Genomic DNA, 20,273 nt, shown 5'->3' with positions numbered 1-20,273 from the left:
GTGCAAACAGTATTAAAGAGTTGGTACAGAACTTGAGCCTGGTTTCAAAACTGAAATACAATAAAATGAAATTAAGTATTATGAGAAAGAATTAATTAAAAAATAGAAATAAGTTTGCAGAATCAATAATGGTAGAATGTAAATAAGTTGACGATTATACTACCAGGCTAAAAACCTGAGGATTTTACGCTTTTCCATAAAGAAGACTGATTTAAAAGTTATCTAAAAAATAAGAGAGAAACGGGATTTTAATAGCCCAGCTTCTCCATTTCCTTCAATATTGCTGCACTGAAATCCGTGAAATTCTGAATGCCGCCAGTCCAGGCTGCAATCATCATAGTATCCACGATTTCAGCTCTTGTGGCTCCGAATTTGTGAAGCCTTTCCATGATCTTTACCGCGCTCTCCACGTTATTGTTGGAGCAGGCGACGGCAAAAACCATCAGATGTTTATTTTTCATGGAGAGGCCGCCTTCTCTTTCAGCCCAGACGGACTTATAAAAACCTGCAAGTCCTTCGCCAAAATCTTCATTCAGCCTCTCAGCGTACGCAACAGACCTGGGCAAGAAGCCCTTCACATCTTTAATTTCTTGGATATTCTTCCCCATAATAATCGATATGTCATAGGAAAGGATCGAATATAACAGTATCTCTAAACATAATCCCTAATCAGCCTCTTCAGTTCAATTTGCTTATATAATTCATAAACAGTCCTCCTGAAATCGGCCTTATAGTAAATCAGAAATTAATCCTCTTGAGTTAAGTTTTACAATAAAACCAAAAATTAGTCCTCTTGAGTTAAGTTTTACAATAGAACCAAAAATTAGTCCTCTTGAGTTAAGTTTTACAATAGAACCAAAAATTAGTCCTCTTGAGTGAGCAAAGCGAGCGAAAAGGACACCGCCCTCCCGAGGCGGGACTCGGGCAGTAAAGCTATAGCCCCCTACTCCTTATAATGCAGGCAAAAAATGTATAATGCAGGCAAAAAATGCAGCAAAATTATTGAGGAAAAAACATGCTATACCGCAAACTGGGAAAAACAGGTGAGATGGTCTCCATTCTCGGCTACGGCTGTATGAGGCTTCCTGTTATTGACGGAAACCCTGAAAGTATAGACGAAAAAAAAGCAATCCGTCTCGTTCGTTATGCTATTGACCACGGGGTTAATTACATTGACTCGGCTTATTCGTATCACAGCGGGATGAATGAAGTTTTCCTCGGAAAAGCCCTGAAGGACGGCTACCGGGAAAAAGTCCATCTGGCAACAAAACTTTCCTGCAAGCGAGTAAACTGCAAAGAAGACATGGACCGCTTCTTAAACGAGCAGCTTGAAAAGCTCCGGACGGACTGCATAGACTTCTATCTCCTGCACGCCGTTAAACAGAGTTACTGGGAAAAAATGAAGAAATTTGGAGTTATAGACTTCCTTGAAAGAGCCCGCGCAGCCGGAAAGATCAAATACACGGGTTTTTCCTTCCACGACGAACCTGACGTTTTCAAGGAAGTCGTTGACGCTTACCCGTGGGACCTCTGCCAGATCCAGTTCAATTATCTGGACGAAAACTTCCAGGCGGGAATAGAGGGTCTGAAATACGCGGCTGAAAAAGGTCTTGCCGTCGTTATCATGGAACCCCTGCGCGGAGGAAACCTGGCATCAAAAGTCCCGGAAGAAGCAAAGAAGGTGTGGGACATAGCTGAAGTTAAAAGAACCCCGGCAGAATGGGCTTTCCGCTACCTCTGGGACTATCCCGAAATCAGTGTTGTCCTGAGCGGGATGTCAGAAATGGAGCACCTGAAAGAAAACCTGAGAATTGCAGAACAGGGGCAGCCCAATTCCCTTTCAGCCGAGGAAAAAAGCCTGATATCTGAAGTGAGTGAAATTTACAGGTCCAGGATAAAAGTCAACTGCACAAACTGCAAGTACTGTATGCCCTGTCCATCAGGAGTGAATATCCCGCGGAATCTCAGTTACTTAAATGATGTTTTCATGCTTGACGACATGGAGAATGCAAAGTTCCAGTATGGGGTTCTTCTGCTGCCGGAAGAAAAAGCTGGAAATTGTATTGAATGCGGGGAATGCGAGGAAGTCTGTCCGCAGAATATCAAAATAAGGAAGATGCTGAAGGAAGTAAGGGAAAAATTTGAGTGAGATTGATATAACTTTATTCACTTTACTGGATCTTTCTTGTCTCGCTCAACTAAGAGCCTATCCGAAAAATGGTCACCTGATCTAAATTTTACAAAAAATAATTCAAAACCAGAACTGATACTCTGATTCTATAGACCAGCTATGATTTTTTTAGACCCGCTATGATTTTTCAATTTTCCGTATTTGACTTTTCGGATGGGCTCTAAGTTATCAATATATTATCCAATATACTATCACCATCAACTGCTGGTATTATTTCTTGCAGCCGCTTCCCGTTCGCTGCCGCTTTCAAGCCTCCCGCCAAATTCTACATCTCCAAACCATGTCGGATCCTGCAACAGTATGGTTACCTGATCGTCCTGAAAAGTAGTAGTTACCTTATAATGATTTATATTTGCGACCTCATCGATGTAAGCAACAAAAACATTGTCTGACTCCCATGATCCTTTCCCTGCCGCAGGTAAACCATATTCTCCGGGAGAGAATCTATAGACGTTATCCAGCCCCAGAAGATATTCTAACGTCTGATTTTCCGGCAGTCCCACTATTAGTAAAGCTTCTCCTTTTTCTTCATCAAAAGTTAAAGAAAGAGACTGAAGGTCCAGAGGATTGGAATCGAGAATGTATGTTTTTCCTTCAATTTCTTTTGCCGTTTCAGGCAGAGGCTTCGCAGGTTCAGGCTCAGGAGGTTCTGCAACGGCATCTATTTTTTCCTGAAGCCTTTCATAGGCGACGGGATTTTCAGGCAGAGGCTGGTCTGATTTCAGAGCAGAAACAAGGAAAGGAGCTGTCTCATCTGCGTTAAAGCCACCGCCCGTTGTCACAATTATGAGATTTTCTTCAGGCACGACAGTTATTAGTTGAGTCCCACGGCCCCTTGCGTCATAACGTTCAGGAAGGTCATCGTCTGGAACCCACCACTGATAACCATATCCCTCGTCCTCTCCCAGAGAGACCTGCTCACGCGTTGATTCGGAAACCCATTCTGCCGGCACTATCTGTTTTCCATCCCATTTCCCGTTATTAAGATAGAGATAGCCGAGCTTTGCCATATCATGAGGGGTCAAATGCAGATCACCCCAGCCGCGGTTATTTCCTTGAGGGTCAGAGGGCCAGATGAAATTGGAGATTCCAAGGGGCTCAAAAAGTCGCTCCTGAGCATAATCAGATTCGTTCATGCCTGTGGTCTCACTGATAATTCCCGAGAGGAGATGTGAGTTACTGCTGCAGTAGACAAAACGGGTTCCCGGTTCTTCTGCCATGGGCAGGTCAAGCGCAAACTGGATCCAGTCAGGACTCTTCTCCATCTGCTCAGTAGTAACTTCGTAAGGCTCATTAACGCATTCCAGGCCCGATCTCATTGTAAGAAGGTCTTCAAGAGTCATTGCCTTTTTATTTGCATCAACATTCGCAACAGTATGATTCGGGAAAAAATCCAGAACTGGTTGATTGACACCGGCAATGTACCCTTCGGAAATTGCGATACCTATCAGGGTCCCTGTAAAACTCTTGGTAACGGAAGCGACATCGTGTACTGAACCATTAGAAAAAGGATAGAAATAGGCATCAGTTACAACATATCCATTGCGTATAATCAACAGGCTGTGGATGTTAATGTCATTTTCCTGTATGTAATCAAGGGCTCCGGCCAGTTCTTCAGAGTCCATCCCTTGCTGTTCAGGCGTTGAAGTTCTCCATTCTTCGGTTGGCCAGTATGTTGCAGACTCATTGACTGAAGCCGGTTCGTTGCCTGAATCAGGAGTCTCAACACAACCGGAGGCTGCAAGCAGAATCAATAAAAACACAAGTAATTCGATAAATTTCGAACTCCCATTACCCCTCATCAAATATACCTCAAATTGCCCTATATTTGCTTTTTTCTGCCTGAAAAATAGCGACAGCACAATTTGAATTTCAGATAATATATTTCATATAATATGCAATAAAATGTGTTTTACTAAAAGTTAAACTTTCCCAGGGAAAAGTAAGGCAGTTTATATAACTTCAGGAAAATTAATGGGTTGAGCAGGATGTCGTCAAGTGTTTAGCTTTTGGGCAATATATCATTTTATTTGCAATGAGACTTTTTTGACTGCTAAAATGTAAGTTCTTAATCTTTCTTCTTTCACGAAGGTATTTGTGGTTCAAATACAACCCGTCGCAATAATTATGGGGGATATATATAACGTTAATTTTTTGTACGCTACTGAAATATTTTCACAGCACTATTTTTAGAATAGTTGCCCTAGCAAAAATTAGGTATCTTCTATAAAGCCAGATTAATAAAAGGTGTACGCTATTGTACGAGTTACGCACAACCGTGTTTCAAAAGTTGCCCTAAATAAAAATTACCTTATTTTTATAAGTTCATATTGATAAAAAGCTAATTTTTTTGTACGCATTTTTAGGAGTTATGCAAAACCTTAATGGGCACTCCAATGTTATCACTTCTTGTGACTTTTCAACATGCATTACTTACTTTTAGAGTAGGTTCTAAAACTAACTATAACAAAAAAATGTCAAATTGATTAACAGGATAACTAGTCACTCGATTATATATTTTATACTTTTGAGCTTGGACATATATGATTGGAGACCTTTATTGAAAATATTGCAAAAAAGATAAATTTAATGCTTCTTAGTGATGATATGCGAAGGAATAACACGAGAAGTTGAGAAAAAAATGAGAAAATACTATTTTTCCACATTATTTGTTTTTCTAGGAGTAAATTCTGGATAGTTTAACCACAATGACCTTATTACAGTTAAAGTCATAATAAAAAACAATACCGAAAAATAAAGGTTACTATCACTATAAATATGTTTAACAAAATCAACCACTAAATAAGCAAAAGTAGCCGCAGAAATCATCCCGAGAAAATTAAGAAATGCTAATTTAAGTGCGTTAGTCGAAACATCAGGCAACCTTATTCTTGACAGCTCAACATAATAAGATATTACAGCAGCTAAAAACATATAAAATGCATAAATACTAGAAATAGGTAACTGCTGATAACAAGCTACCAACAAACCACTTACTACAATGTAAGTTTGAACCAATCTTTCTTTTCTATCAACAGCTCTATCAAATAATCGTTCACTTTCATCATAAAAACTTTCAAAAAATGGCAATTAATCACCAGCTCATTATTTCTACAATCACTCCATAGTTTTTAAAGATTGCTTGTTGTTCTTTCAAGCTTTCAGGATATCTTCAAGCTCTTTCAGTTGGTACATCTTTTTATAGACTTAAATTAAGTTAAACAATAAAGTATTGCCATCTAAGAAAAGAAGCTGTTTATAAAGCTTACACACCGCTATTATTCAAAAATTGTCCTATCCAAAAATATATTTTTCATGTCTTTATATCAAATGATGGTATAAAAATAGCCAAACGTTTTTTCCAAAATACCAATCTTCTTTTTATTCAATTTTATTTTTAACGATTCAAATTGTTCAAAAATTAAAGGTGACAAATAAAACTGAATAAAAAGAAAAAGCTTTTGGAGTAAAAGTATGGACTGTATGATGTAATTGGGAATACATATAAGAGTTAATTAATCGTAGTTGAGGCAGATAATGACGAAAGAAAAGGTAATTCAACTTATTAAAGAAGCTTCGAAAAAAAACCTTTTAGCGCTTTATTTAGATGGTTATAATCTGACTGAACTACCACCGGAAATAGGGAGACTTGAAAACCTTAAAGAACTTAATCTGTATGGAAATGATCTGACTGAACTGCTACCAGAAGTAGGAAAATTAAAAAGCCTTACAGAGCTAAACTTATCTAGGAATCATTTAACTCTACTACCACCAGAAATTGGGGAACTTGAACAACTCACAAAATTTTACTCATTCTATAGCCAGCTTGTGCAGTTGCCATCAGAAATTGGAAAACTTAAGAACCTTAGAGAAATTGACTTAACTGGCAATCAATTGACTTTGCTACCGTCTGAAATTGGGGAACTTACAAAACTTACAAAACTTTCTTTGTGCCATAACAATCTAAAACAGTTGCCATCTGAAATTGGAAAACTTGAGAATCTTGAGAATCTTGATATTTCTAATAATCAACTGACCCAACTATCTCCAGAGATATCTGGACTCAGGAATCTTGTGAGACTTTCCTTATGTCATAATAATTTAACTCAATTACCACAAGAAATTGGTAAACTTGAGAACCTTGAGGATCTTGATATTTCTTATAATCAGCTGACTCAAATACCGCCAGAAATTGGAAAATTTAAAGACCTTAAAAATCTGTATTTGTCTGGAAACCATCTGACTCAACTACCGCCTGAAATTAAAAAACTTAAAAAACTTGTAAAACTTGACTTATCTGAGAATGAGTTTACTGAACTACCAACTGAGATTGCAGAACTTACAGAACTTAAACAGCTTGACGTTTCTTATAATCCTTTAATTTCACCTCCGCCTGAAATTGTTTCTATGGGATTGAGCTCAATCCTCACTTATTTGAGACAATTGAAGCAATCAAAAACTACAGAAAACAATGAAGCAAAGTTAATACTAGTTGGTAACGGGGAAGTTGGGAAAACTTGCCTAACTCATAGATTAATTACCAATGAATTTGCGGAAGATGGGATAACTGAAGGAATAAATATATCAAAATGGAGCACTAAAGCTCCTGATTCTAGTAATAGTATAATCAAACTGAATATTTGGGACTTTGGTGGACAGGAAATCTATCATGCAACTCACCAGTTTTTCCTAACAACGCGTTCAGTTTATCTATTAGTATGGAACGCGAGGAAAGCAAAGGACTTTAACAATATCTATTCATGGTTGCACACAATTGAAGCTTTTGGTGGAGATAGCCCAATAATCCTTGTAATGAGCAAGATGAACGAAAGTGATGACGATTTAAATCTAAAAGATCTCAAAAATAAGTTCCCTCAAATTGTAGATAACTTCAAAATTGATAGTAAAGATGGCAAAGGAATCTCCACTCTAAAAGAAGCTATTAGTAAAATCGCTTGGGACCTTCCTTTAATGAGAGCTTCATGGTTTGATTCGTGGTACAAAGTACGTGGAACACTTGAAGGACTTAAAGATTATTGGATTTCTTACGATGAATTTTATAATATATGTGTTTCGGAAGGATTAGACGAAGAAAATATTAACACACTAGACGGATATTTACACGAACTAGGAGTAATTCTTCATTTTGATGATAAATTAGAAAATATGGTAATATTAAAACCTGAATGGGTTACAGGTGCATTTTATAAAATATTGTCAACAAAGTCCGTTCTCCAACGTGAAGGTAAATTGCTATACAGTGAATTACGCCAGATCTGGGACAGAGAAACATATCCATCCAATATTTACCCCCAATTAATGGACTTAATGAATAAATTTGAGCTTGCTTACGAACTTCCAGATGAAAGCAGCTATCTTATTCCTGAACTATTACCTAAAAACGCACCCAACTTTATATGGGACGAGAAAGATAATCTGTGCTTCTTTTATTGTTATGATTACTTTTTGCCTCCTGGTATAATTACCCGCTTTATTGTGCGAATGCATCATGATATCGAGAAAAAAGAGAATGAAATGCCTATGTGCTGGAGAGAAGGAGTGGTATTAAAGCTCGAAAATTCACGTGCTTTTGTAGAGATGAAGCCTGATGAGAAGCGGATTGAGATCAGAATAAAAGGTGATAATAAAAGGGAAGTATTAGGCTTTATCTGCAATCATCTTGACCACATCAATGCGTCCATAAAAAAGGTAAAACTCAGCAAAGAAATACCTTGTAACTGTTCAGCTAATTGTCTTCAAAGGTACCCATATGAAGGCTTGCTAAAAGCGGAAACTGAAAAATTGGAGAATACGATATGTTTTACTAGCAGCAAGCAAGTATCCATTTCGTCGCTATTATATGGTTACAAACCCCAAGGAAATTATGAATTCGGAGGTAAAACACCAATCGTCTTAATAAACCAAGTACAAACTAGTTCAGAAGCAAACTCAATCTCTAAAGCTGAACTAAAATCAGAAATTAGTATAAATGTCAATATAGATTTAAAGGTAGAACTACCATATATTCGAGCCGAGTTTGATAGTTTAAAAGACGAGCTTGAAAACATAAATCCTAAGCTTGATCGGGATATGGAAACAATTCAGGATAGTTTAGATGAGATAAACATTAATTCTGACAAAGAAAAGATAGTTAAACCTTTTAATAAGCTATATCGCTTCCTCAATAAATTGGCCGATCCTAATTCTGATTATAATAAAGTGATTAAAGGAACTCAAAAAGGCATAGAGATTGTACAAAAAGTTGGCAGAAGTTATAATAAATTCGCTCAGTGGCTTGCAATGCCTCAAATCCCTGATCTATTTCTTTAATTAACTGTTAAAGGAAATAAATTTATTAGTTTTTAAACTATTTACTGTAATTTTACATTTTAACATTTTACAGTAAACTTTCCTTTTTTACATTTTACAGTAAAAACTATACATACTTTTACATTTGACTAGAAACCAATGCTTCCCACCTATTCACCCTTTCCAGAAAATGAGAGTTAAGAGTAAACGGTTTATCTGACTTGGCATTCTGCTTCATATAATGTAAAGTGCCTTTAGAAAATGAGTGATACATATATTTTAAAGTAAGACAGGCACAGACAGCCTTCAGGTTTCTGGCTTTACGGTCTATAATTTTCTATTGAGCTTGCTTTAAAACTACCCTCAATCTTTCCATGCCAATTTTTTGGAGTGGACAAATCAAGATCATCAGAACTTAATAGAATTGATACTTTTTATCAAATACATGAATAAGCGGAATTTTGAAACCAGCTCATTCCTTAATTTCCAGTGGAGAAATTCACATAAACTCTTCAATTTTTTTTATTAGTTTAATCTTATATTATTCTTCTACCTACTGTTTTTGATATTATGAAAATAATAAATAATATTTCGTTAACTTTATTGTTGTGATTGTAATCAATGATTAATGGAGCTTTTTGCTTTTGTTTGTAAAATTTGATTACCCTCATTGCACTAATGAAGACTTTATTTCTCTCAGATAATGAAGATCAGGAGTTTATAGGTATGTACATTTTAGAAACTATGGAAAGCGAAATACTTAAACATCTATATGAAATGGGAACTCTTGGCATAAACGAAGGTTGGGAAAAGCAATCAAAACTAGATCAAAATGCAGTCAAAGAATTGTATCGCGCTAAACTTGTGGATAAAAGCATCCCAAAAGGATTTGTACGCCTGTCAGAACGTGGGGTGGGCACAGTACTGTTAGGGCTTCAAAATGCATACAAAATTTCTGAGTTTTTGTAAATCCCTAGATATGGCTGTAATGTTGTATGTATTTACAGAAGATAAGTGTACATGCTAATATACTGTACAAGAATTCAATTTAAGTCTAAAAAGAAATAAAACCGTTTTAAAGAAATAATCAATCTCTTTAACCTTTAGTGGTCGGTTATTTTTCTTCTCTAATACCTTTATATTTTCCTTTCTTCGCACCGATAAATTGTCCAGTCGTTGCATCTCTCTTTACATGCTGATCCGTTACAGGGTTGTATGTCTGTGTTCTTCCTTTGACAGATCCATTTCTTCTATTTTCTCCAGTATTCTTTGCCATTTTAATCCCCTTGAAGTAATTAACACTAATTAAACTGTATACAAAATATTTATCCGTTTCTGATCGATGAGTTTGATAAATTTCTTCAGTGACTCTTAAAGTAGGTCAAGTAGGCTATATACTAAGCTATTTTTGCTTGGTGTGATTTCATGCAAAAACCCTACATGAGCATCCAGACCTACAGTTCCCTGAAACTCTTTACACCTTTTAACTTTGTGAGTCCATCCAAAATATCAAATTTAATTTCAGGATACCTCTGGCTCAGGAAATCAAGAACAGCTTTAGACCTTTTAGTTTAGCCTCAATAAACCTCTTTGCTATCTCTAGCCTTGTTTTCTTACCCTCAAAAGCATGATACTGAGCAAATTTTGTTTTTATATTGGTACTCTCTTTGTTTTTATATTGGTACTCTCAGGAGGAAGTTTTGTGGTTAAGAGCTTGCCTGATCCTTTTAACAGGAATATACACTCTTAGAATTACGATCAGGTATAATAGTAATTTTTTTCTAACTAATGGCTTATCGATAGGAAATTATAGGGCTTCAAAATATAGGTTATCCAGCATTTTTTTTAAATCGTAACAGAATCAGAATTAAAAAACAACCGGAAAGGGGTTTTCACATGCCCGTACTGAGTATTATCTCTTGCAGGATGTTTGAGGATGAGCTTGCCCATATAATCTCCAGTGATAAGGAAATGAAGCAGTTAATTGTGGTGGAAAACAAGGATAGTTTCGGGCTGCTCCGGAAACTCAGGTCCGATAACTGCCTGCCCAGAACATCGCCCCTGGATAGGGTTCCTTTTCTCCTGGGAAACGGGCACGGCTCTGGCTTCATGACTATTTCAAAACCCCTGCTTATACTTCCTTTTTTCAGGAAAATTCACGAGAAGATGAAGATTAAAGCGGCTCAAGAACTGACAGTGGTTGTGAACCTCCTGAAGCTAGGACTTCATGATGATATTGAGATCCTCAGGTCTGAAGTCTACAAAAATATCAAGGAGATGACCTCTTTTTCAGACGGAATCCTTCTCTTTTACTGCAGTTGCGGAGGAGCCTTTGAGAATCTGGAAGAGAATTGTTTGGAATTTGACTGCCCCCTTTACTGGTTTAAAGATGGAAATGAGGAAGTTGTGGTAGACTGCATAAGCGCCGCTATCGGAGGAAATGCCGCCTATGATGAACTCATGTACACCTGCAGGGGGACTGGTGCTCTCTATTTCACGTCCATGTGGGCTTCAAGCTGGAAAGAGATGAGGGAAGAAAGGAAGAAATCCCGGAACTTCAACGAGAATTACCTGAAGGACCCGAGATATTCACGAGTGGTAAAACTCGATACAGGTCTTTCATACGACCCGGATTTCCACAAAAACGTCCGGGATTTTGCCCGCACTTTCGATATGGAAATCATTGAAGTAAAGGGAAGTGTGGAACTTGCAGAGAAGTCTTACAGGACAGCTAAAAAAGGCGTTGTCCAGCATACACTGAAATGATTTTTATATAAATTACAGGCTGGATATACTTGTTCCAACTGCTATTTCGTATGTCATTTTATTTTTAAAGCTTTCGAATCTGAAAAGAGAGAAAGTTCAAAATCGAACTGATTTTATGAAGATTTTTCAGTATGCAATAAAAAATATTCCGAAAAAATAAAGGTAAAAAAATAAGTAAGCTTAGATTGTTAATTTAAACTCTTTACAATTATGCTAATATTATTTTACTATTTTACAGCAAAAATATACACATTTTTACTATTGACCTGAAACCAATGATTCCCATTTATTTACCTTTACCAGAAAATGGCTATTAAGAGTAAAGGGTTTATCTGACCTGGTATCCTGCTTCATAGCTTCATATAATATAAAGTACCTTTAGAAAACCCTAGCTTCTTCCAATCAACGTAAGAGATGTTCAGAATCTTTTTTCTCTACTTCTAGTGTGTCTTTAAGGAACGGATTAATTTAAGGCTCAACTTTAAGTTTATCAAAGAGGGCAGGATACTTCTCTTAATGGTTTCTCTAGCTCTTTATCCAATCCCGCATTGTAAAGTGTTTTTGCTTTGGAAAGCTGGTCAACAATTAGATTTTGAGCTCCTTTAAGGTTAGCCTCTTCAAGTTTTGCCTCTATGAGGTTGCTTTTTAAAGATCAACTCTTGCAAGGTAGCATCTATAAGATTGGCATCTGTAAGGTCAGCCCTTGTAGGGTTAACTCCTGCAATTAGCACCTCTGAGTTGGCTTCTACAAGACGAACGAGTCATAGCTATATATTGATACCTTCATTTAATACAGGCATATATATAACATGAACTCCATATATATAATTATAAAAAGCATAGGCTTTTGATATTTTCTGCTTTTCAGTGATTAAACTACTAATAAATGGATAAGGAGTATTTATGAAGTTTATGGATTCTTCGATAACATCTAGGCAAAAAGATTTATTAATAAAGTCTCTTAATTATATGGAGAGGCACAAAAAAATTGATCAGTACTGCAAAGAATATTACAAAAATAGCTGGACCGACTTATCCTTTGATGAGGTAAATAACTTAATCAGGATGCTTGACAAGATGGCTTGGCGGTGAATATTTTTGGCTCCTATGCTTTAAACTTGAGGTTAAAAAACCTGAAATTTTTCTAACATATACAATGAATTTGTTCATCGTCTTGGCACATTTGTATTCTCTTTTGTTGAACCATAAATGATAAAATATCACGTATAATTACGAGAATTCTCGTGAAAATACTGGAAATCTCAGTTTTCAATATGTGACCAATCAAGGGACATTTCTATAATTACGGAAAATATAAAAAATCGTGCTGTGCTTGCAAAGGATGTAAGATATAACTTCTGTAATTCTTGAAGAATAGGTTCAAAAAGAGGATGTGACTTTTACAGTAAAAACTATACATATTTTTTACTTTTGACCTGAAACCAGAGCTTCCCATTTATTTACTCTTTCAAGAACATGGCTGTTAAGACTGAACGGTTTATCTGAATTTGTTTCTTCAGACTGTTTATTAACTCGAATAACTCGATTTTATGCCTCTAAATTACTTTAGCAGCGTAATTATTTGTATAATTTTTGAGTGTTTACGTTTATCTATAAGAGTGTATAAGAGAGCAGTAAAAACGAAGATAATTAAAAACGAGTGTTTAAGTTTGTTCTGGAGCTTTTTTAATGACTACCACAAATACAATAAAAGTATGCCCGTTTTGCAATTCACCTGATATAACTAAAAACACGAAAAAGCGTAACTACCGATGCGAAAACTGCCAGAGATCATTTCCTGCGAATCAGGTAGCCATGAAGAAGGCGAGAAATGCAGGAAAAGCATAATTCTGTCAACGACATTAAATATTTGTGTATAGACTGTGAGTTCATCTCAAAACCAATTTTGTTCTCCAATAAAGGAAATCAAGGCATAGCTCAGTGGTACTTTATTTGCAAATTATGAAAAACAGGAGTGAGAAAAATGAGTGAATACGAATTAACCGATATTGAAAAAAAAGCCGTGGATAATTGGATAATGTTAAATATACTCCCACAAAAAACGCCAAATAAAAATTACACCAGTTATGCACTTAAAAATTTGTTTGAACAAACACCAGGTGGTTTCTTTATCACAAATAAGCAGTTTAAAGAAGCGATGGTCAGATGTAATTTCTTACCTGTAAATAAAAATAAATTAAATTGGGAATTCCGAATTTCCTTAAAATCCCCAGGGTTGAAGTAATCTAAATGAGGTAAATGACAATCCAGTCTGTCACTCATCTTTCTCATCTTTCACGAAAAATTTTTTGCCGGTAAGAAGATAATTATCCAGTGCTTCGGTAAATAGCTCATCAAGGTAACGATAATTCAGCAACCTCTTACAGGGCACCTGAAAGTGAAACTCAGGATTATTATCCCATTGAATTCCAGGCCTTGTACTCTTTTCCGAAAGTAAAACGCTGAAGTTATTATAGAACCCCACTCCAAAAAACCCGCTATTGGAACTCCTTGCTTTTTGCATGATTTTTTCGCGGTTTTTCGCGTACATTTCTCTTGCTGTTTTCTCCATTATCATTATCATCTCGATATTCTCACCGATATTAAAAGCTTTTTGAGCTCCGGGCAGGAGTAAAGAGTTGTTCAGAATTCGATACATTACAATTCTCGGATTTCAATAGATGAAGCAGTTGTAAAAAAGAAAGAGATTAAAGGGCGGGGTGAGACCAATTATCCAGCCCAGGCTTGAGGAAGATAGAGTGGAAATTACTATTCCATAGACATTTGTGGTTCCAAGCTGACGGATCCGTATAATAAACCGGGTCCAGACTATTCAATTTTTATTTTAATGATTCCGACATTCTTATTTTTTGAATCGATCTTGAATTTCGTAATGGTTCACTTATTAAGCCTATCCCAAAACTGATATTATTTCCACGTGCATAAGAGTTTAATAGCTACTTTCGTAATCAACAGCACGATTGATTATTCTAATATCGAGATTCAACGAAGCGATTTTTGAGCTTTAGGATCAGTTCGTAAAATAAAACAGATTACCAGCAATTTACTTTCGAACAAACACATATCAATTGTAGTTATTTACTGAGGTCTTCCCCGGGGGAAAAGTAAGGCAGTTTATCTAAGTACAGGGTAATTTAGAGATGAGCAAGATGCCAGTATATATTTATAGTTCTTGGACAAAATGTATTTTATCCTGACTTTGACAGTAATATAAAAATAAGTGCTCTTTGTTTTGTGTTGTTTGGTAAAATGAACATCACAAAACATAGAGCCTTCCCTACAATTCCTAACAAGAATATATGTGTTCCTATCGGACCGATTCTTGCCGTCCAACTCTTTTATGAAAAGCTTAATTTCTGTGACATTTTTAGCAAGCATAAAAGCAAAGGTCTTGACCTCAATAGTTTAATAATCGGTTTGTTAAGCTATAAATTAACTGAGAATTTCAGTATCAAAGAAGCTGGCAAATGGTTAAATCAGAAAGAGATTCTCGATATCTTAAATCTTGAACAGTTTCATGAAAGAGTTCTTTACAGAACTCTTGAACTTTTAGGACGTAACAGAGAGGAAATTCTCTCTGATATTCTGGATTCTCTGTTTTCTGTATACGATTTTGAAGAGACAGATATAAACCTGGATTGGACGAGTATAGTTCTTTTCGGAACTAAATCCAAACTTGGTAAATACGGGTATAGCAGAGATTACAGACCTGATAAGCTACAGATAACCGTTGGAATTAGTGAATTAGCTAATCCCATTAACATTCCTATTGGAGTTACAGTGAATAGAGGAAACGTTCTTGATCTGGAGCATTTCTCTGACACATATAACCAGGTAAAAAGTAAACTTAAAAAAGGTTCTCTTATTATTTTTGATAAAGGAGCTAATACCACTGATAATCTCAAGAGTATACAGGATGCTGAGATGGAATATCTCACTGCCATGAAACTGAATACAAGTGACGATAAAATAATAGAGAACTTTTATCTGGAAAAAGCAGAACTAATAGATTCCGAAAAAAGGTATATATGGGATAAAAATCGTCAAGCCTAGCAGCATCAAATACTTATATTTCTCTGAATCTTTACAGAAAAGACAGTTAGAGGCAAAAGCAAGAGCTGTTATGAGGAAGTTAAAGGAAGCAAAAGAGATTCAGAAAGCTGTAGTAAACAAGAAAAAGCTTCCTAAGAAATTCAGAATAAATAATGAATTGATTGAGATTGATTACTCTTTTAAAACTAAGCTCGAAGAGCTTAGTGACGACGAAGCTATTGAACTCCTTAAAGCTTCACTGATTAACGGAAGAGAAGGATTTTTTTGTCTGAAATCAAACAGGAATTTGACACTTCAAGATGCGTTAGTAACATACAGAAAAAAGGATTCTATTGAGAAAATATTCCATTCATTGAAAAACGAAATTCAGATTAAGCCGTTAAGAGTGTGGTCGGAGGATAGCATTTATGGAGCTATTATCCTTGGATTTATCGCTCAATTATTCATATCGCTGATGCGATATGAATTTGAAGAGCTAAAACACACCTCTACAAAATTCATTAAAAAAAGCTTGAAGAATTTGACACTTACAATCAAGTTCAGGATAAATGGCGTCAAAAACTATATTTTTGCGAATTTTGACAGGATCAATAGCTTGATAGTAGCAAAATGGAATGGAATTACATAGAATATGTAAGAAATTTTTATAAAATTGAACGAATTGTCAAGTCAAATTGGGACAAAAAAGAAGGGAAAAATAAAGTATCAATTAGTGGATGCTGTCAAACTTAGGTTATTTAAAATTGATTTTTCAGTACTAAAAAATAAACCCCCAAGATTTCTCATCATCTAGAAACTTTAAAAATTGGTATCTAAAATTAAAGACTCTTCTAAGACTAAATGAATTTTAAAGTTTATTTTAAAACTTCACTATTATTTCTTCCACTGAGTTATAGTTTGTTAAGATTATTTAGTGGAAAATGTAACCAACATCCTGCTTTCGGCAGGTCGACATAAAAATCCATTCAATTTTTCTGTTGATATCGTTTTTTTTCAGAACTTTTGAAATTAAATTTAAATAAAAAATTACTAAAGGACAACCATAAAATAATTAATATATATTTACAATAAATGAAATGAATGTCAAATCAGGTTGAATATATAGTCCGTATGATATTGGTTTTGAAGCGAACCTACAAAAAATAACAATTAGGGATATTTATATGTTAGAATGTGCTTGTTGCCGAATGTAGGAACATAAAGTCAAAGTAGAGAAATCTCCAAGAATATACTTGATTGAAAATTTTCAATCAAGTATATTTTTTTGAAGTGGTTTTTCATTTTCTTTTAGTTTGGATATAGGCAACAATAACTGCACTAATAATAGAACCAATAACAGTAATAATATTATTAACAATGGAATCTCCATTGCTAGGATCAGAACTTGGGTTATTATAAATAGTATTTGTATCCTTATCATCAATAAAAGTAGTACTAATATCTTCAACATGAGTTGTATAAAACTGTGTTATAGTCTCGATTATTTGAGTTTGTGGGGGCACATCTGTCTCCGTATCAGATTCGTCCTGAGAATCTCTTGTAAAATATTTTTCGTCTGATATTTGGGATCCAGAATAATCGGTATTCTCAATATCTTTAGAAGATTTTACAGTAATATACTCTGTTTTTATCTCTGTGTTTCTACCTACTGAATTAATTGCTGTCTCTTTTACCTCATATACTCCAGCTTTTTCATAGGTATGAGTCGGATTCTGATAATCAGAAGTAGTACCATCTATTATCGGAGATCCATCGCCAAAGTTCCATTTCCATTCAGTGGGATTCCCTGAACTTTTGTCGGTAAACTTTACAGCCAAAGGAGCATATCCAGAGGTTATATCTGCAAAAAACTCAGCATTTGGGGTATGTTTTGAAGGTTGGAGGTCAGAATCATCAGAAGGTTTTACAGTAATATATCCTGCTTTTATCTCTGTATTTCTACCTGCTGAATTAATTGCTGTCTCTTTAACCTCATACACTCCAGCTTTTTCATAGGTATGGGTCGGATTCTGATAAGTTAAGGTAAATCCATCGATTATCGGAGATCCATCGCCAAAGTTCCATTTCCATTCAGTGGGATTCCCTGAACTTTTGTCGGTAAACTTTACAGTTAAAGGAGCATATCCAGAGGTTACATCTACAGAAAATTCAGCGTCAGGTTCTTTCTCGGAGATTTGCTCAAGAGATTTTACAGTGATATACCCTGTTTTTATCTCTGTGTTTCTACCTGCAGAATTAATTGCTGTTTCTTTTACTTCATAAATTCCAGCTTTTTTATATGTGTGAGTCGGATTTTGATAATCTGAAGTAGTTCCATCTATTATATCAGAGCCGTCTCCAAAATTCCATTTCCATTCGGTGGGATTCCCTGTACTTTCGTCGGTAAACTTTACAGTCAAAGGTACATATCCAGAGGTTACATCTGCAGAAAACTCAGCATCTGGAGCATATTCTGGAGATTGGGGATCTGGATCATAAGGAGATACAACAGTGATATAATGTGATTTTGTCTCTGTGTTTCTACCTGCCAAGTTGATGGCTGTCTCTTTTACCTCATATACTCCAGCTTTTTCATAGGTATATGTCGGGTTCTGATAATCAGAAGTAGTACCATCTATTATCGGAGATCCATCGCCAAAGTTCCATTTCTACTCAGTGGGGTGCCCTGTACTTTCATCAGTAAACTTTACAGTCAAAGGTGCATATCCCGAGGTTATATCTGCAGAGAATTCAGCATCAGGTTCTTCTTCTGAGGTTTGGAATCCAGAATAATCAGAATCGTCGATCTCCTCAGGAGACTTTACAGTGATATAATGTGGTTTTATCTCTGTGTTTCTACCTGCCGAGTTGATGGCTGTCTCTTTTACCTCATATACTCCAGCTTTTTCATAGGTATGAGTCGGATTCTGATAATCAGAAGTAGTACCATCTATTATCGGAGATCCATCGCCAAAGTTCCATTTCCATTCAGTAGGATTTCCTGTACTTTCGTCAGTAAACTTTACAGTCAAAGGTGCATATCCCCAGATTACATCTGCAGAAAACTCAGCATCTGGAGCGTATTCTGTGTCGGTTGTATACTCTTCTACGCCATCAATTTGTGCAACAGCTATCAAAACAATAGAGGAAAATATAATTATAAATAAAAGAGGGGCTGTTAAAGTTGAAATGATTAGATCTAATCTATCCCTTTTATTTACCTTCTTCGGTATTATTTTTGACATTTAGTTACTCCATAAGTTTGCCGTGTCCGTGAGCTATTGGTTAAATCTTACAAAAAAAATAGATCATATTATTTGTCCAGTTTGAGATACTCCTTTTTGTTTGCGGTTTCGTCCTATTAAAAAATACTAACTGCTTTTTACATTTATAACTAATTAAATATGAAGGATAAATATAGAATTGTAATTACAATATGATCACGTCCTTGAATCTAACACTGTAGAATTATTATTTTTTAATCAAATCAAAATTCTCAAAAACGAGGATGTTAAATACACATTTATTCTTAAACTCAAACCTTTCCCCGGGGAAAAGTAAGGCAGTTTATCTAATTTCAGGACAATTAACGGGTTGAGCAAGATGCCAGTCGATCAGATCCCAATCGGAAAATTTTCCCTTATGACCCGTCTCTCCCAGAAAGCTCTCAGGCTCTATGATAGTAAAGAGCTGCTTGTTCCGGAAGTAAAAGACTCTTTTACAGGCTACCGTTACTATACGGTTCCCCAGATCGAGCTGGGAATGAAAATCAAGACCTTTACTTTCCTGGGATTTTCCCTTGAGGAAATTTCCATGCTTCTGGACGCAGAAAGCAAAGGAAATAATGAATTTATTGAGACCTGTTTCAGGAAGAGGCTTGAGGAAGTCCGGCTGGAGGCAGGAAAGCTGCAGAGGATCGAGGGCATTTTGCAGGGCGCCTGCAGACAGAATGGAAAAGTTAAGGAGATATTCAAAATGTCAATTACAGAACCCGTTATTAAAGAGATTCCTGAGCTGCGAGTATTGAGCAAACGTGAAAAAGGGAACTTTGTAGAAACTATAGGAAAACTAATTGGCGAAATCTGTGTATGTGTTAGCAGCCCTGAAAACCAGCGTAACCGTGTAAAAACTACAGGTCCTATTATGTTCCTTTGCCACGACGAGGAATACAAAGAAACAGGTGCGGATATAGAGATTGCACTTCCGGTTTCAGGAAGGCTCTCAGTGGAAGATCCCATAATGGAAATAAAGACACTGCCTGCTGTAAGAGCAGTTTCCGTTATTTACAGGGGCCCATACCCCGGGGTTGAAGCAGCTTATAAAAAGATTTTTTCCTATGCAGAAGAAAACAATCTGGAGACAATGATGCCGAGCAGGGAACTTTATTTCAATGACCCTGCTGAAGTCCCGGAAGAAGAACTGATGACTGAGGTCCAAGTCCGGATCAGAGAGAGATAATTCGTTTATTGTTTCAATTCATTTATTGTCTCAGGTTACTTATCTGGAACAGCGCTCCAAATTTCTGGAGCAGTTTCTTTTTTGGAATCTTCAGGGTAGGGCGGCTGTGCGCAATTTGACATTAGATTTTCGAAACTTAATAGAACTTAGAATCTTCTTGAAGATCCAGAATATTGTAAGAAAGAAAACTATAGGCATAACCCAATAAAAACCGTGTATATATTTCATACTAATACATGAGATGACGTGTATAAAAAATTTACTGAGTTTTCAAGTCATATTTTAGGTCATACTTTAATAAAACCAATTTTTATAACAAACATAGAGCTATAAGATGTTTTTGTCAGTTTTTCTACTATCTGTAATTCCATGCTGTATAAATCTCTAATTTATCGTTGATAGAAAAGGAGGTTAGTATTTTTATTAGTTCATAAATATACAAGTAGAATCAATCAAGAATGCTACTGCTTGAAAGATATTCACAGCATACGACTAA

General features: G+C 35.9%; 16 protein-coding genes and 2 pseudogenes. 8 read left to right on the top strand and 10 right to left on the bottom strand.

The window, feature by feature from the left end; translation table 11 throughout:
• Nucleotides 1-248: 248 nt before the first annotated feature.
• Complete coding sequence (locus tag MSMAS_RS08120; RefSeq protein ID WP_011035053.1) at nucleotides 249-608, bottom strand: carboxymuconolactone decarboxylase family protein; 360 nt, start codon at nucleotides 606-608, stop codon at nucleotides 249-251.
• A 407-nt stretch (nucleotides 609-1,015) separates the two neighbouring features.
• Between MSMAS_RS08120 and MSMAS_RS08115 the strand changes: the two genes are divergently transcribed.
• Nucleotides 1,016-2,149, top strand: coding sequence for an aldo/keto reductase (locus tag MSMAS_RS08115; protein ID WP_011035054.1), 1,134 nt, complete (start codon nucleotides 1,016-1,018; stop codon nucleotides 2,147-2,149).
• Between the two features lie 239 nt (nucleotides 2,150-2,388).
• On the opposite strand, the gene MSMAS_RS08110 is transcribed toward MSMAS_RS08115, so the two are convergent.
• Nucleotides 2,389-3,993, bottom strand: coding sequence for a serine hydrolase domain-containing protein (locus MSMAS_RS08110; RefSeq protein ID WP_048046424.1), 1,605 nt, complete (start codon nucleotides 3,991-3,993; stop codon nucleotides 2,389-2,391).
• An 850-nt stretch (nucleotides 3,994-4,843) separates the two neighbouring features.
• Nucleotides 4,844-5,281, bottom strand: a complete 438-nt coding sequence (locus MSMAS_RS08105; RefSeq protein ID WP_048046422.1) for a hypothetical protein — start codon at nucleotides 5,279-5,281, stop codon at nucleotides 4,844-4,846.
• A gap of 447 nt (nucleotides 5,282-5,728) precedes the next feature.
• Between MSMAS_RS08105 and MSMAS_RS08100 the strand changes: the two genes are divergently transcribed.
• Both MSMAS_RS08100 and MSMAS_RS08095 read left to right on the top strand, forming a co-directional pair.
• The gene (locus MSMAS_RS08100) at nucleotides 5,729-8,521 is read left to right on the top strand and encodes a COR domain-containing protein (RefSeq protein ID WP_052728059.1); all 2,793 of its coding nucleotides are present in this window, start codon (nucleotides 5,729-5,731) and stop codon (nucleotides 8,519-8,521) included.
• Between the two features lie 705 nt (nucleotides 8,522-9,226).
• Nucleotides 9,227-9,469: a hypothetical protein gene (locus tag MSMAS_RS08095; RefSeq protein WP_155395358.1), complete on the top strand. Its 243-nt coding sequence runs from the start codon at nucleotides 9,227-9,229 to the stop codon at nucleotides 9,467-9,469.
• A gap of 145 nt (nucleotides 9,470-9,614) precedes the next feature.
• Here the strand turns inward: MSMAS_RS08095 and MSMAS_RS19220 are convergent, their stop codons facing one another.
• The 3 genes from MSMAS_RS19220 to MSMAS_RS19500 all read right to left on the bottom strand — a co-directional run bounded on the left by MSMAS_RS19220 (nucleotide 9,615) and on the right by MSMAS_RS19500 (nucleotide 10,154).
• Nucleotides 9,615-9,776, bottom strand: coding sequence for a hypothetical protein (locus MSMAS_RS19220; protein ID WP_011035059.1), 162 nt, complete (start codon nucleotides 9,774-9,776; stop codon nucleotides 9,615-9,617).
• 95 nt (nucleotides 9,777-9,871) lie between these two features.
• A complete protein-coding gene (locus tag MSMAS_RS19505) occupies nucleotides 9,872-9,952 on the bottom strand; it encodes a CRISPR-associated endonuclease Cas1 (RefSeq protein ID WP_226987768.1) in 81 nt (26 codons plus the stop codon).
• A gap of 85 nt (nucleotides 9,953-10,037) precedes the next feature.
• Nucleotides 10,038-10,154: a CRISPR-associated endonuclease Cas1 gene (locus MSMAS_RS19500; protein WP_226987769.1), complete on the bottom strand. Its 117-nt coding sequence runs from the start codon at nucleotides 10,152-10,154 to the stop codon at nucleotides 10,038-10,040.
• Between the two features lie 242 nt (nucleotides 10,155-10,396).
• On the opposite strand from MSMAS_RS19500, the gene MSMAS_RS08090 reads away from it, so the two are divergent.
• From MSMAS_RS08090 to MSMAS_RS08080, 3 genes are all read left to right on the top strand, one after another.
• Nucleotides 10,397-11,266: a DUF1638 domain-containing protein gene (locus MSMAS_RS08090; RefSeq protein WP_011035060.1), complete on the top strand. Its 870-nt coding sequence runs from the start codon at nucleotides 10,397-10,399 to the stop codon at nucleotides 11,264-11,266.
• A gap of 1,689 nt (nucleotides 11,267-12,955) precedes the next feature.
• On the top strand, nucleotides 12,956-13,114 hold the full coding sequence (locus MSMAS_RS18780) for a TFIIB-type zinc ribbon-containing protein (RefSeq protein WP_137726720.1): 159 nt from the start codon (nucleotides 12,956-12,958) through the stop codon (nucleotides 13,112-13,114).
• A gap of 136 nt (nucleotides 13,115-13,250) precedes the next feature.
• A complete protein-coding gene (locus MSMAS_RS08080) occupies nucleotides 13,251-13,511 on the top strand; it encodes a hypothetical protein (protein WP_048040595.1) in 261 nt (86 codons plus the stop codon).
• A 30-nt stretch (nucleotides 13,512-13,541) separates the two neighbouring features.
• On the opposite strand, the gene MSMAS_RS08075 is transcribed toward MSMAS_RS08080, so the two are convergent.
• A complete protein-coding gene (locus MSMAS_RS08075) occupies nucleotides 13,542-13,925 on the bottom strand; it encodes a hypothetical protein (RefSeq protein ID WP_011035062.1) in 384 nt (127 codons plus the stop codon).
• A 611-nt stretch (nucleotides 13,926-14,536) separates the two neighbouring features.
• Between MSMAS_RS08075 and MSMAS_RS08070 the strand changes: the two are divergent.
• Nucleotides 14,537-15,968, top strand: a pseudogene (locus tag MSMAS_RS08070) (IS1634-like element ISMma20 family transposase).
• 649 nt (nucleotides 15,969-16,617) lie between these two features.
• Here the strand turns inward: MSMAS_RS08070 and MSMAS_RS19930 are convergent.
• The 3 genes and pseudogenes from MSMAS_RS19930 to MSMAS_RS19485 form a co-directional block, all read right to left on the bottom strand.
• A complete protein-coding gene (locus tag MSMAS_RS19930) occupies nucleotides 16,618-17,835 on the bottom strand; it encodes a PKD domain-containing protein (protein ID WP_394295865.1) in 1,218 nt (405 codons plus the stop codon).
• A gap of 3 nt (nucleotides 17,836-17,838) precedes the next feature.
• A pseudogene (locus MSMAS_RS19925) lies at nucleotides 17,839-17,976 on the bottom strand (PKD domain-containing protein); the annotation flags it as partial.
• Nucleotides 17,977-17,988: 12 nt separating this feature from the next.
• A complete protein-coding gene (locus MSMAS_RS19485; RefSeq protein ID WP_052273715.1) occupies nucleotides 17,989-18,564 on the bottom strand; it encodes a PKD domain-containing protein in 576 nt (191 codons plus the stop codon).
• A 358-nt stretch (nucleotides 18,565-18,922) separates the two neighbouring features.
• Here MSMAS_RS19485 and MSMAS_RS08060 point away from each other — a divergent pair, with 358 nt between their 5' ends.
• Complete coding sequence (locus MSMAS_RS08060) at nucleotides 18,923-19,777, top strand: MerR family transcriptional regulator (protein ID WP_011035065.1); 855 nt, start codon at nucleotides 18,923-18,925, stop codon at nucleotides 19,775-19,777.
• Nucleotides 19,778-20,273 lie beyond the last annotated feature (496 nt).

The sequence above is a fragment of the Methanosarcina mazei S-6 genome, from assembly GCF_000970205.1.
Taxonomy (GTDB): domain Archaea; phylum Halobacteriota; class Methanosarcinia; order Methanosarcinales; family Methanosarcinaceae; genus Methanosarcina; species Methanosarcina mazei.
This window is presented reverse-complemented; position numbering and strand designations above follow the sequence as displayed.

Coding starts and splice junctions, on each gene's coding strand:
- MSMAS_RS08120 (WP_011035053.1), bottom strand. CDS start 608: ATGGGGAAGAATATCCAAGAAATTAAAGATGTGAAGGGCTTCTTGCCC.
- MSMAS_RS08115 (WP_011035054.1), top strand. CDS start 1,016: ATGCTATACCGCAAACTGGGAAAAACAGGTGAGATGGTCTCCATTCTC.
- MSMAS_RS08110 (WP_048046424.1), bottom strand. CDS start 3,993: ATGAGGGGTAATGGGAGTTCGAAATTTATCGAATTACTTGTGTTTTTA.
- MSMAS_RS08100 (WP_052728059.1), top strand. CDS start 5,729: ATGACGAAAGAAAAGGTAATTCAACTTATTAAAGAAGCTTCGAAAAAA.
- MSMAS_RS08095 (WP_155395358.1), top strand. CDS start 9,227: ATGTACATTTTAGAAACTATGGAAAGCGAAATACTTAAACATCTATAT.
- MSMAS_RS19220 (WP_011035059.1), bottom strand. CDS start 9,776: ATGGCAAAGAATACTGGAGAAAATAGAAGAAATGGATCTGTCAAAGGA.
- MSMAS_RS08090 (WP_011035060.1), top strand. CDS start 10,397: ATGCCCGTACTGAGTATTATCTCTTGCAGGATGTTTGAGGATGAGCTT.
- MSMAS_RS18780 (WP_137726720.1), top strand. CDS start 12,956: ATGACTACCACAAATACAATAAAAGTATGCCCGTTTTGCAATTCACCT.
- MSMAS_RS08080 (WP_048040595.1), top strand. CDS start 13,251: ATGAGTGAATACGAATTAACCGATATTGAAAAAAAAGCCGTGGATAAT.
- MSMAS_RS08075 (WP_011035062.1), bottom strand. CDS start 13,925: ATGTATCGAATTCTGAACAACTCTTTACTCCTGCCCGGAGCTCAAAAA.
- MSMAS_RS19485 (WP_052273715.1), bottom strand. CDS start 18,564: ATGTCAAAAATAATACCGAAGAAGGTAAATAAAAGGGATAGATTAGAT.
- MSMAS_RS08060 (WP_011035065.1), top strand. CDS start 18,923: ATGCCAGTCGATCAGATCCCAATCGGAAAATTTTCCCTTATGACCCGT.